This is a genomic window from Dermatophilaceae bacterium Soc4.6, from assembly GCA_039889245.1.
Lineage (GTDB): Bacteria > Actinomycetota > Actinomycetes > Actinomycetales > Dermatophilaceae > Lapillicoccus.
The window spans coordinates 4,270,935-4,282,821 of sequence record JAZGVH010000002.1 but is presented as its reverse complement, the minus strand read 5'-3'; the positions used below and the strand labels follow the sequence as shown (position 1 = coordinate 4,282,821).

The 11,887-nt window shown below is 70.4% G+C and carries 9 protein-coding genes and 1 pseudogene; 6 read left to right on the top strand and 4 right to left on the bottom strand.

Annotation, left to right across the window (positions count from 1 at the left end; all coding sequences use genetic code 11):
* Nucleotides 1-109 precede the first annotated feature (109 nt).
* From V3N99_20020 to V3N99_20010, 3 genes and pseudogenes are all read right to left on the bottom strand, one after another.
* Nucleotides 110-786: pseudogene (locus V3N99_20020) on the bottom strand (transposase).
* Nucleotides 787-798: 12 nt separating this feature from the next.
* Nucleotides 799-3,333 carry an EAL domain-containing protein gene (locus tag V3N99_20015; GenBank protein MEO3939013.1) on the bottom strand — a complete coding sequence of 845 codons (2,535 nt, stop codon included), beginning with the start codon at nt 3,331-3,333 and terminating at the stop codon, nt 799-801.
* Nucleotides 3,334-3,376: 43 nt separating this feature from the next.
* Complete coding sequence (locus V3N99_20010; protein ID MEO3939012.1) at nt 3,377-5,092, bottom strand: S8 family serine peptidase; 1,716 nt, start codon at nt 5,090-5,092, stop codon at nt 3,377-3,379.
* Between the two features lie 339 nt (nt 5,093-5,431).
* Here V3N99_20010 and V3N99_20005 point away from each other — a divergent pair, with 339 nt between their 5' ends.
* The 6 genes from V3N99_20005 to V3N99_19980 are packed head-to-tail and all read left to right on the top strand — an operon-like array spanning nt 5,432 to nt 11,440.
* Nucleotides 5,432-6,112 carry an HAD-IA family hydrolase gene (locus V3N99_20005; protein MEO3939011.1) on the top strand — a complete coding sequence of 227 codons (681 nt, stop codon included), beginning with the start codon at nt 5,432-5,434 and terminating at the stop codon, nt 6,110-6,112.
* Nucleotides 6,112-7,368 carry a sedoheptulose 7-phosphate cyclase gene (locus V3N99_20000; protein ID MEO3939010.1) on the top strand — a complete coding sequence of 419 codons (1,257 nt, stop codon included), beginning with the start codon at nt 6,112-6,114 and terminating at the stop codon, nt 7,366-7,368. The genes V3N99_20005 and V3N99_20000 overlap by 1 nt, the downstream gene beginning before the upstream one ends.
* A complete protein-coding gene (locus tag V3N99_19995) occupies nt 7,365-8,240 on the top strand; it encodes a class I SAM-dependent methyltransferase (protein ID MEO3939009.1) in 876 nt (291 codons plus the stop codon). Before V3N99_20000 ends, V3N99_19995 begins: the two co-directional genes overlap by 4 nt.
* A complete protein-coding gene (locus V3N99_19990; GenBank protein MEO3939008.1) occupies nt 8,237-9,043 on the top strand; it encodes a TauD/TfdA family dioxygenase in 807 nt (268 codons plus the stop codon). Before V3N99_19995 ends, V3N99_19990 begins: the two co-directional genes overlap by 4 nt.
* Nucleotides 9,040-10,386 (top strand): hypothetical protein, encoded by a 1,347-nt coding sequence (locus tag V3N99_19985; protein ID MEO3939007.1) that lies wholly within the window; start codon nt 9,040-9,042, stop codon nt 10,384-10,386. The genes V3N99_19990 and V3N99_19985 overlap by 4 nt, the downstream gene beginning before the upstream one ends.
* Nucleotide 10,387: 1 nt before the next feature.
* The gene (locus V3N99_19980; GenBank protein ID MEO3939006.1) at nt 10,388-11,440 is read left to right on the top strand and encodes a hypothetical protein; all 1,053 of its coding nucleotides are present in this window, start codon (nt 10,388-10,390) and stop codon (nt 11,438-11,440) included.
* A 104-nt stretch (nt 11,441-11,544) separates the two neighbouring features.
* Here V3N99_19980 and V3N99_19975 read toward each other — a convergent pair whose 3' ends face one another.
* Nucleotides 11,545-11,835: a WhiB family transcriptional regulator gene (locus tag V3N99_19975; GenBank protein ID MEO3939005.1), complete on the bottom strand. Its 291-nt coding sequence runs from the start codon at nt 11,833-11,835 to the stop codon at nt 11,545-11,547.
* Nucleotides 11,836-11,887: the final 52 nt, after the last annotated feature.

Below are 11,887 nucleotides of genomic sequence, written 5' to 3'. Positions count from 1 at the left end.
CGTCGCGGGCACGTCGTACGCTGTCAGGTTGCGCGAGCACGACCGCCGCCCCCGAGCGCACCTTGGCGGCGATGGGGGCGCAGTACGTACACCGAGTGCAGCATCGCCTTGACGGCCGGACCGACCGCGGCGTGACCGACATCAGGTTCGCCGCGTAGTGGGTGCGGGACCGCTGCCCGCTCGCACCGGGCAGCTTCGCGGCCATCGCGTCGACCATCCGGGTGTGCGCGTCGGACCCCACGAGGCGGATCCGGTTCAGGCCGCGGGCGACGAGGTCGGCGAAGAACTCCTGCCACGCCGCCCCGGTCTCGGAGGTCGCGACGCGCAGGCCGAGGACTTCTCGGTGGCCGTCGCCGTTGACGATGGTCGCGACGAGGACGACGGCGTTGACGACGCGTCCCCCCTCGCGGACCTTCATCGTGAGGGTGTCGGCGGCCAGGAACCTGGACGGGCTGGCAGTGTCGAGAGGGCGGTGGCGGAACTGCTCGACGTGCTCGTCCAGGTCGGCCCCATCCGCGAGACCTGCGTCTTGGACAGCGAGTCGATCCCATGGGTCTTGACGAGCTCGTCCATCCGCCGGGTGCTGACCCTGGCGAGGTAGCAGACCGCGACGACGGTGATCAGGGCGGTGTCGGCCCGCTTGCGGTGCTCGAGGAGCCACTCCGGGAAGTACCTCCCCTTCCGCAGCTTGGGGAGCGCGACGGCGACGGTGCCGACGCGGGTGTCGAGCTCGCGGCACCGGTATCCGTCGTTGCAATGGGCAGCGCGGTTCGCTGAGGGTCGGCCGGACTAGGTGTGCTAGCCGAGGACCGCGGAGGACTGTCTCGAGGCCGGGTACGTGGGCTGATGGACCGCTGCTCGATGGCGCAGCCAGTCGTCGAGCTGGGAGGCGGGGACGGGTCGGCAGATGAAGTACCCCTGGGCCTGGTCACAGCCCAGTCGGACCAGCTCGGCGTAGGCGTGGTGGGTCTCGACGCCTTCGGCGACCATGCGCATCCCCAGGCTGTGGGCCAGGGCGATGCTGGAAGACACCAGAGCGGCGGCTCGGACGTCGTCGGTCATCGGGAACACGAAGGACTTGTCGAGCTTGAGCTCGTCCACGGGCAGGTCGCGCAGGTAGCTGAGCGAGCTGTAGCCACTGCCGTAGTCGTCGATCGAGATCTCGACGCCTCCGCCACGCAGCCGGGTCAGGATCCTGCGGGCCCGGTCACGGTCGGCCATCAGGAAGTCCTCGGTGATCTCCAGCTGCAGCGCACTGGGCGGGACGCCTCGGGTGGCCAGCATGCCGAAGACCTCGTCGGGCAGTGCGTCGTCCACCAGGGAGCTGGCCGAGAGGTTGACCGCGATGTTGAGCTGTCGGCCCTGGTCCTGCCAGGTCGCGGCCTGGTCCAGGGCGAGCCCGAGCACGAGCCGGGTCATGGAGCGCATCAGGCCCGAGACCTCCACCAGGCCGACGAAGGCGTCGGGGTAGAGCAGGCCACGAGTGGGGTGCTCCCAGCGGATCAGCGCCTCGACGGCGTGCACTCCACCGGTCGTCAGGTCGACCTTGGGCTGGTAGTGCAAGACGAACTGACCGGTGGTGATGGCGGCCTGCAGGTCGTCGACGGTGCGCAGCCTGGCAGCCCCATCGGCGTTGTCGACGTCGTCGTAGACGTGGGGACCGAGCCCGGAGACCTTGGCCTTGTACATGGCGATGTCGGCCTTGCGCAGCAGAGCGGACAGGTCGAGGCCGTCGTCCGGGAACCGGGCGATGCCGATGCTGACGGTGGAGTGCAGGGTCAGGCTGCCCACGCCCGAGGGTCCCACCGCAGGCGTGAAGGGCTCGGCCAACGTCGCTCTGAGGTCCTCCGCGACTCCATACGCCTCGTCCGCGTCGGCGTCCTCGAGCAGGACCGCGAACTCGTCACCACCCAGCCGCGCCAGCAGGTCGCCGACGCGCAGCCGTGCGCGCAGGCGGGCTCCCACCTCGACCAGTAGCTGGTCCCCGGCGTGGTGGCCGAGGCTGTCGTTGACCTCCTTGAACTTGTCGAGGTCGAGCAGCAACAGTGCCCGGCGCCGGGCGGGCTCGGTGGTCAGCCTCGCCTGTCCGTCGGTGTACAGCCCCCGGCGGTTGCCCAACCCGGTCAAGGCGTCGTGCGTGGCCTCGTAGCCGAGCTTCTGCACCAGGCGGGCGCTCCGCAGAGCCATCGAGAGGTGGCCGGTCAGGGTTTGCAGGAGCGTCAGGTCGTCGTGGGTGAAGGTGGCCGTCTCCCCCAGCCGGTCGGTGACGCGAAGGGTTCCCCGGATGCCGCTCGAGGCCGGAAGGGCCAGCACCATCGCGTCGCGGAACCCGTGCCCGTCGAGCCAGAGCCGCAGCGCGGGATCTTTCGTGGCCCGGGTGGCCAGCAGCGACTCCTGCTCAGTCAGGGTGCGCATGACGACCCAGTCCTCCTGGTCGAACTCCTGGTGGCTGACCTCCAGGACGTCGTCCTCGGCCAGGCCCAGCACCAGCGCCGGGCCGGCGCCCGACACGATCTCGTGGCCCACGTCGGTGTCGTCGATCATCATCTGGATGGCTCCGGCTCGCAGCAGCCGCCGGATCCGGGACAGCAGCTCCTGGGCGAGGCTCTCCAGCGACTGGGCTCCGACGCCACCGGTGACGAACTCGTGGACGAGCGCGAGTGACTGGTGGCGCTGCCGGGCGGCGGCATACGTGCGGTAGCCGGAGGCGAAGACGGTCACGAGCACGGCGGCGACGAACGCCCCGAGAACTCCCTGCTCGACCAGGAGGATCAGGGCGAACGCGAACATCGTCGACGCCACGCTCAGGACCAGCGCAGGCACCATGACCTCGACCGCATCCGCCCGGCTCAGTGGGCCGTTGTGCACCCGGATCATCAGCAGCACCAGAGCGGACATCAGCTGGTCCACGCCCGCGAGGACGGCGATCAGGGTGACGGCGGTCCGTGAGTCGAGTCCCTGGCTGGAGCCGACCAGGAGGTGCGCGAGCAGGGCCCCGGCCGCCGCCTCGAAGGCGTAGGCCGCGGCGTTGTAGGCCATCTTGTCCACCGACGTCCGCTGCCAGACGAACGCCAGCACCGACGCTGCCAGACGGGTCACGACGAAGGCCGTCGGCGACAGGACGAGGACCCCGACGAGCAACGGGACGCCGCCGAGCGTGAACGTGTGCGCCTGACGCCGGAACTCCACATTGAGCTGGAAGTGCTCGGCAGCGAAGAAGCCCGCGCCCAGCGCGACCACGACGACGGCATCCGGCAGGTGGAGGGCCATGATCGGCCCGCCCCCTGACCGAACCGTCAGCATCGTCGCGCCGACAGCCAGGACGGCGCTCATGAGCCACGTGAACTGCGTGGGGCTCAAGGCGCGTTGCATCCGCCTAGGACCCGTCCGACGAAGACCACCGCGACGAGGACCAGCGTGGGGAGGACCAGCGCGACGAGGACCAGCGCGACGAGGACCAGCGCGACGAGTCCCAGTCAGCGGTGCTCCAGCGCGATGAGGACCACCGCGACGAGGACCAGCGCGACGAGGTGAGGCCGTGGGAGTCGGCTTGCCAGTCGTCACCGGTCCAGGTGCTGCCCATCCACTGACCGCCGGACCAGGCCGACGTGCTGGAGGTGGCCGCCCACCAGGCGGCTGCGTCCCAGGGGTTGCCCTGGACGTCGATCTCACCCGACAGGTCGACGCCGTCGACATCGACCAGGACGGATCCGCCTCGAGCGGCGTCGATCGACCCCTGCCCGGTGGAGGCGGGGTAGTCCTGGACGGCCGCCGCCCGCAGGGTCCTGGCCCTCGCATCCGTCCCGCTCAGCCGACCGGCAGTCTCCAGCGCCTGCCTCAGGTCGAGTGCACCGGCTCCGCTCGTGATCTCACTGGCATCCTTGACCGGGTCGGCGGAGGAGGTCAGGGCGTACTTGACCTGGTCCGGTGTCAGGCTCGGGTAGGCCTGCAGCAGCAGCGCGACCGAGCCGGAGACCACGGCGGCCGCCTCGCTGGTGCCACTGCCACGGAACAGCGTGCCGGTGACGTCGCCAGCAGGGCGTCCGGCGGGGTGGTGGACGTCGATGAAGGAGCCGGGAGCCCTGGTGGACACCATCGACGTGCCGGGTGCGACCAGGTCGACGTGCCGGGAGGCCGAGCCCACCTGAGAGAACGACGCCACCGTGGCCTTGTCGGCGCCCCAGCCGTAGAGCGTGTTGTGGTTGTCGGTGGCTCCCACCGCGATGACGTGCGGATCGATCGCCGGGTCGTTGAGCCGACCGTCGTCCGACCCGTCGTTGCCCGCCGAGGTGACGACAACGATCCCGTGCCGCCAGGCGTTCTCCGCCGCCGCCGCCAACGGGTCAGCCAGATAGTCCTGGGTGGAGCTCGTGCCGTAGGAGAGGTTGATGACGCGCACGCGGGTGCCGTCGGGCAGCACCGGGTGCTGGGTGACCCAGTCCAGGGCAGCGATGACCTCTGATACGTCGGTGCTTCCGTCCCTGTTGGCGAGCTTGATGGCCAGGAGCGCCGCGTCCGGGGCCACTCCGAGCTGTGTGCTGGCCGGCGCCTCGGACAGGGACGAGGAGGGGTCCGTCGTCCCCCGGGCGGCGATGATGCCGGCCATGAAGGTGCCGTGGCCGAAGCCGTCGCGCTGGGTCAACGGGCCGTTGGCTTCGATCGACAGGTCAGGGCCGTAGGTGACCTTGCCTGCGCCGGTCAGGCCGGCGACGCGGGCGACTCCGGAGTCGAGTAACGCGACCCCGACGCCCTGCCCGGTCAGCTGACGGCCGGCGTCGTCCTTCTTCGCCCACACCGCGCGGGCACCGATCGCCTTTCCCACCATGAACAGCGAGCCGGGGTCCTTGTCGGACGTGTTCCTCCCGGAGACGTCCTTGCTGACCGCGTCGGCCTTGGCGTCGCCCCACTCGTCACTGTTGAAGCTGCTGGTCGTATGAGCCGCTCGGACCAGCGGCTGCGCCGCCCCCTCGACCGCATCCGGGGAGCCCTGAACCGCCGGAAGACAGGTAGCCAGCCCAGCGACGGCCGCAGCGAGCGCCACCTCCCACCGGGTGGTTCGCGTGGAGTACGTCGAGTGACGTCTCAGGTTCATGACATGCCCCTGGTGGAAAGTGATAAACAGTAAATATCGGTCATAACGATTCTGTCGGGTCCCTGGTCGCTCCCCCATCGCCCGTTCGGCCGGAACGCGACGCAATCGGACAGCCCGGCTCCCGCCCCTCGAGGCCCCTGTCGATTTCGTCGTCAACCACGGTGGACGAGAGCAGCGTCAGGCCCCCAAGATCGTTGTAGACCCGCGTCGGCGGGGTTCGCCCCATGACGTTCGTCGTCGGGTGGGCCCTGGCCCAGGGCTCTCATTCACCCGACCTCGGGCTCGGCAGTGGCAAACCAACGTCACCGTGCGATCCCTCGCGCCCCCATGAGGACTCACATGACCGCCCTGCTCTTCGGCTCCATCGGCACGCTGGCCGATACCTCGGAACTTCAACGCGACGCCTTCAATGCCGCCTTCGTCGAGCACGGCCTCGACTGGCGCTGGGAGCACGACGACTACGTGGAGATGCTGCGCAGCAGCGGCGGCAGCGACCGTGTCGCGGTCTACGCGGCGCAGCGCGGGCAGGACGTCGATGTCGCCGCCGTGCACGCAACGAAGTCTCGCCTCTTCCAGGACCGGCTGGCCAGCGGGGGCGTGTCTCCGCGGGCCGGTGCGGCCGAGGCCATCGACGCCGCCCGGGCGCAGGGCGTGTCGGTCGCTCTGGTCACGACGACCGAGCCGGCCAACGTCGCCGCGCTGCTGGCCGCGCTCAGCCCCCGCATCACGGCCGAGCACTTCGACCTGATCGTCGACACCACGAGCGTGAGCGCTCCCAAGCCCGATCCGGCGGCCTACCTCTACGCCGTGAAGACCCTCGGCCAGGACGCCTCCGCGTGCGTTGCCCTCGAGGACAACGAGGGAGGCCTCGCAGCTGCCGCGGCCGCCGGGGTCACCTGCGTCGCCTTCCCCAACACCAACACCCAGAGCCACGAGTTCGCCGCGGCGGCGACCCGCGTGAGCAGTGTCGACCTCGACCAGCTCACCGCGCTCGTGACCCACGACGGACGGAGCAACTGATGACCACCACCGCGACCCCCACCGCCGGCACCGCCGGCACCGCCGGCACCGCGCCGCTGTCGACCTTCACGGCCTCGGAGCAGGGCTTCCACGTCGAGGCCTACGAGAAGGTGGAGTACAGCCTGCGCTACGTCGACGGCGTCTTCGCCGTCGACAACACCCACCTCGCCGACAGCTACCGCCAGTGGGGTCGCTGCCTCGCCGTGGTCGACGCCACCGTCGAGAGCCTCTACGGCGAGCAGATGCGCGCCTACTTCGCCCACCACGACATCGCCCTCTCGGTCTTCCCGCTCGAGCTCGACGAGCGCACCAAGACCTGGGACACGGTCGAGTCGATCGTCGACGCCTTCGCCGCCTTCGGTCTCGTGCGCAAGGAGCCGGTGCTCGTGGTCGGCGGAGGGCTGACGACCGACGTCGCCGGCTTCGCCTGCGCGTCGTTCCGCCGTTCCACCAACTACATCCGCATCCCGACCACCCTCATCGGGCTCATCGACGCCAGCGTCTCGATCAAGGTCGCCGTCAACCACGGGAAGTACAAGAACCGACTCGGCGCCTACCACGCCTCGCAGCAGGTCATCCTCGACTTCGCCTTCCTGCGCACGCTGCCGGAGGACCAGGTGCGCAACGGCATGGCCGAGCTGATCAAGATCAACACGGTCGCCGACGCGACGACCTTCGACCTCTTGGAGAAGTACGGCGAGGACCTGCTCGCCACCCGCTTCGGGCACCTCGACGGCACGCCAGAGCTGCGGGAGATCGCCCACCGGATCACGTACGACTCCATCGAGAGCATGCTCCGGCTCGAGACGCCCAACCTGCAGGAGCTCGACCTCGACCGGGTCATCGCCTTCGGTCACACCTGGAGCCCGACGCTCGAGCTGGCGCCCGAGGTCCCCTTCTTCCACGGGCACGCCATCAACATCGACATGGCCTTCTCCACGACCATCGCCGAGCAGCGCGGTCTCATCCCCGTCAGTGACCGCGACCGCATCTTCTGGCTGATGTCACGACTCGGTCTGGCTCTCGACAGCTCCTACCTCACGCCCGGGCTCGTCCACCAGGCGACCGACTCGATCCTGCAGACCCGTGACGGGCTCCTGCGCGCCGCTGTGCCGAGCCCGGTGGGCACCTGCGTGTTCCTCAACGACCTCACCCCCGACGAGCTGGAGTCGATCCTGGCCCGGCACCACGAGGTGGTGCGGTCGTATCCGCGCGGCGGCGAGGGTCTCGACATGTTCCTCGACAGCGACCGGTGACCGCCGACACCGAGGCCCCTGCCGCCCCGGCGCTGCGCCCGGTCACGCCCCTGGGGATCCTCGCCGCTCGCCTCGACGTGCTGAGATCGGTTCTCTTGCATAGCCCGTCGGCCGATCCGACCACAGCGGCCCTCCTCGACGAGTGCCGCGCACTGGCCGGTGGTCTCGACCGTTACCTCGAGGAGTGCACGACCCCGGAGTCCCCTGCCCTGGCCCGGCTCGCCCACCTGACGCGGGTGGCCGACTGGAGCGCTCCCGGCGGGGCCGGGGCGGCGCCGCTGGAGGCAGAGATGCTGTCAGGTCACGTGGAGGGCCAGCTGCTGAAGATGCTCGTCCACACCTGCCGCGCCCGTCGGGTGCTCGAGGTCGGCATGTTCACCGGCTACTCCGCGCTGGCGATGGCCGAGGCCCTCCCCCGCGACGGCGAGGTCGTCGCGTGCGAGGTCGACGCCGCCGTCGCCGACTTCGCGCAGCGCGCGTTCGCCGAGTCGAGTGCCGGTCGCAAGGTCACCGTGCGGGTCGGTGCCGCGGCCGACACCCTGCGGGACCTCGCGGCGCGGGGAGAGGTCTTCGACCTCGTCTTCGTCGACGCCGACAAGCCGGGCTACGAGGGCTACGTCGACGCCGTCCTCGACGGTGGCCTGCTCGCCGCTCACGGCCTGGTCTGCGTCGACAACACCCTCATGCAGGGACAGCCGTGGGTGGGGGGAGAGCCGACCCGCAACGGGGACGCCATCGCGCGCTTCAACGCTGCGCTGGCGGCTGACCCCCGGGTCGAGCAGGTGCTGCTCCCCCTGCGGGACGGACTCACCCTCATCCGCCGGGTCGACCGCGACCACGGTGACCGCGCCGACGACCAGGACCCCCGATGACCGAGACCGTGCTGCAGCCCCTCGGGGTGGAGGTCACCGACCTCGACCTCGCCGACCCCGCCCAGGTCACGACGGAGGCGGTGGCCCGTCTGCGCCACCTGCTGGCCGAGCACGGCGTCGTCGTCGTCCCCGGCCAGCAGCACCTCGACGACGCCGCCTTCGTCGCCGTCCTGCACGCCTTCGGCGACCTGATGCCCTCGCCCGGGGAGATCCCCGTCGACGACCTGCACGAGCTCAACGTGATCAGCAACGTCGGCCGCACCACCCCTCCCCGGAGCACGTTCCATGTCGACACCAGCTACGTCAGCCAGCCGCCCGCCTACACGGCGCTGCGCGCGGTCACCATCCCGCACGAGGGTGGTGAGACGCTCTTCAGCAACCAGTACCGCGCCCTCGAGACCCTCGACCCCCAGCTGCGTGCCCGGGTGGACGGGCGCACGATCGAGCACGTCGTCACCGGTGTCGAGCTCGGTCCGGACGACGAGGGGTCGGCTCGTCACCCGGTGGTGCGACCCCATCCGCTGTCGCACCGCGACGCGCTCTACCTCACGACGGCTGCCCGCTGCGCGGACGTGAGCGGGCTGGAGCCCGGCGAGGCACGCGAGCTGGTCGACCTGCTCCTCGAGCACTCGACCCGGCCCGACAACGTCTACCGCCACGTCTGGAGCCCGGGAGACGTCGTCATCTGGGACAACGGCTGCGTCCTGCACCGGGCCGACCACGCGGGGGTCGTGGGAGACCGGGTCATGCACCGCGGCATGGTGGCGGGCTACGGTCCCGCAGCCCCACCCGACGGCTCGTGAGCACCGCACCGCCCCGCGCGGTCGCCCGCGACTGCCTGCGGACCGTCGGGGCGCTCGGACTGCTCGGCCTGGCCCTGCCGGCGAACGTCGCCCTGACCGGTGTGGCGTTGCTGCGCAAGCGGATTCGCACGGGCGGCCAGCAGCAGAGCCCGTCGGGCCACCAGACGCCCCGCAGGACCGTGCTGGTCAGTGGCGGCAAGATGACCAAGGCCCTGCAGCTGTGTCGGTCCTTCGACGCCGCCGGCTACCGCGTCGTGCTCGTCGAGTCCACCAAGTACCGGCTCACCGGGCACCGCTTCTCGACCTCGGTCTCACGCTTTCACACGGTGCCGAGCCCGCAGGACCCGCGCTACCCCCAGGCACTGCTCGACATCGTCGTCTCCGAGCGGGTCGACGTCTACGTCCCAGTGTGCAGCCCCGCGGCCAGCTACTACGACGCCGTGGCCAAGGAGCTGTTGGCCGGACACTGCGAGGTGGTCCACGCCGACCCGGAGACCATCGAGGCACTCGACGACAAGGGCGCGTTCGCCGAGCTGGCGACGCACCTCGACCTGCCGGTGCCGCAGTCGCTCCGGGTCACCGACCCCGAGCAGGTATCGTCCTTCGACTTCGCCTCGAGCGGGCGTGACTTCATCCTCAAGAGCATCCCGTACGACCCGGTGCACCGCCTCGACCTGACCCTCCTTCCGCGCCCGACGCGGGCCTCGACGTCGGCCTTCGCGCACACCAAGCCGATGTCCCCCGAGACCCCGTGGGTCATGCAGGAGTTCGTCTCCGGCCAGGAGTACTGCACCCACGGCACGGCTCGCGCCGGCCGCCTGCAGGTCTACTGCTGCTGCGAGTCGTCGGCCTTCCAGGTCAACTACGCCAGCGTCGACGTGCCCGAGATCGAGCAGTGGGTCACCCGCTTCGTCGAGTCGACCGGCCTGACGGGGCAGTTCTCCTTCGACTTCATGAGGGCAGGCGACGGTCGGGTCTACGCCATCGAGTGCAACCCGCGCACCCACTCGGCCATCACCCTCTTCGACGGCCACCCCGACCTCGCCCCCGCCTACCTCGAGGACGGCCACCCCCTGATCCGCCCGCTGCCGACGAGCCGCCCGACCTACTGGCTCTACCACGAGCTGTGGCGGATGCTCGCGCACCCGTCGACCGCTGCCGCGCGGGCGAGGGTGGTGCGCCACGGCCGCGACGCGATCTTCGACTGGTCAGACCCTCTGCCCTTCCTCCTGGTGCACCACCTGCAGATCCCGTGGCTCCTGCTGCAGAACCTGAGACACGGCAAGGGCTGGATCCGCATCGACTTCAACATCGGCAAGCTCGTCGAGGCAGCAGGAGACTGAGGTGACCCGGCCCCTGCGCGTGCTCCACCTGACCGGCTCCTCGGTCGACGACTTCTTCGGCGACCTCTCCCGGCTCTACGCCGCTGATGCCCTCACGGCGACAGCCGACCCCGAGCGCTACGAGCAGCTGGTCGCCGTCGTCTTCCCCGACGGCCGCTGGAGCTTTCCGTCCGGCCTCGGCGACGACGCCGTCTCGCAGGCCGACCTGCTCTCCCCCGAGGCGGCGATCGCCCACCTGGGCAGCCTCGGTGTCGACGTCATGGTCCCGCAGATGTTCTGCCTGCCCGGCATGACGACCTACCGAGCCCTCTTCGACCTCCTGGGAATTCCTTACGTGGGCAACGCTCCCGACGTCATGGCCCTTGGTGCGCACAAGGCCCGCGCCCGCGCCGTCGTCGCCGCGGCAGGTGTGCCCGTCCCTCGGGGCGAGCTGCTGCGTCCTGGCGACCGGGCGAGCCTGCCTCCGCCCGTGGTCGTCAAACCGGTCGACGCCGACAACTCGCACGGCGTCTCGCTCGTGACGGCAACCGCGGGCTACGAGGCTGCTCTCGCACAGGCCTTCCTCCACTCCGACGAGGTGCTTGTCGAGGAGTTCGTCCCCCTCGGGCGTGAGGTGCGCTGCGGGATCGTCGAGCGCGACGGCGAGCTGGTCGGCCTCCCCCTGGAGGAGTATGCGGTCGACCCCGAGAGCAAGCCGATCCGCGACGCAGCCGACAAGCTGCGCAGGGGCGGTGATGGCGACCTGGAGCTCGTGGCCAAGGACGCCGAGCACGCCTGGGTCGTCGACCCCGGCGACCCCCTCACCGAGAGGGTGTGGGCGGTGGCCCGCGCGGCCCACCGGGCCCTCGGCTGCCGTGACTACAGCCTCTTCGACTTCCGGGTGGACCCCGCCGGGGATCCCTGGTTCCTCGAGGCGAGCCTCTACTGCTCGTTCGCTCGCACCAGCGTGCTGGCGGTGATGGCCCGGGCCGGCGGCACCGAGGTCGGCGAGCTGTTCGAGCACTCGGTGCGCAGCGCCCTCGACCGGTCGGGGACGACCGACATCGCCCCCTGAACAGCCGAACGCCCGGCAAGCCTCGTGGCTGTCCGGGCGACGCAGTCGTTCACGTGCGAGATCGTGGGGGGTGACGAGCGGTCGTGGCCGCTCGCTCGCGGCCCTCAGCCAGCCATCTGCCACAGCATCCGCTGGCGCTCGGCGGCCGTGGTGCCACCCCAGATGCCGTGGTTCTCCGGCACCGCGAGCGCGTGCTCGAGGCACTGGGTGATGACGGGGCAGCCAGAGCACAGCTCCTTCGCGTCACGGGTGCGGCTCACCCGGCGCTTCTGGTTCTGGTCCCGGTCGTCGGTGAAGAACTTCTCCGAGTCCATCCCGCGGCAGCGACCCTGTTCCTGCCACTCGTAGGCCTCGACACGGGCGGGGGGGAGACTGACGCTCGCTCGCATGATCATGGTGTGCACTCCTCGTTGGCGCTCATCCCGAGCGGTGGGACAACCCCCGGTG

What these genes read in the sequence shown, in the direction of transcription:
- V3N99_20000 (MEO3939010.1), top strand. Translation starts at nt 6,112, where the DNA reads ATGACCACCACCGCGACCCCCACCGCCGGCACCGCCGGCACCGCCGGC.
- V3N99_20010 (MEO3939012.1), bottom strand. Translation starts at nt 5,092, where the DNA reads ATGAACCTGAGACGTCACTCGACGTACTCCACGCGAACCACCCGGTGG.
- V3N99_19975 (MEO3939005.1), bottom strand. Translation starts at nt 11,835, where the DNA reads ATGATCATGCGAGCGAGCGTCAGTCTCCCCCCCGCCCGTGTCGAGGCC.
- V3N99_19990 (MEO3939008.1), top strand. Translation starts at nt 8,237, where the DNA reads ATGACCGAGACCGTGCTGCAGCCCCTCGGGGTGGAGGTCACCGACCTC.
- V3N99_20005 (MEO3939011.1), top strand. Translation starts at nt 5,432, where the DNA reads ATGACCGCCCTGCTCTTCGGCTCCATCGGCACGCTGGCCGATACCTCG.
- V3N99_20015 (MEO3939013.1), bottom strand. Translation starts at nt 3,333, where the DNA reads ATGAGCGCCGTCCTGGCTGTCGGCGCGACGATGCTGACGGTTCGGTCA.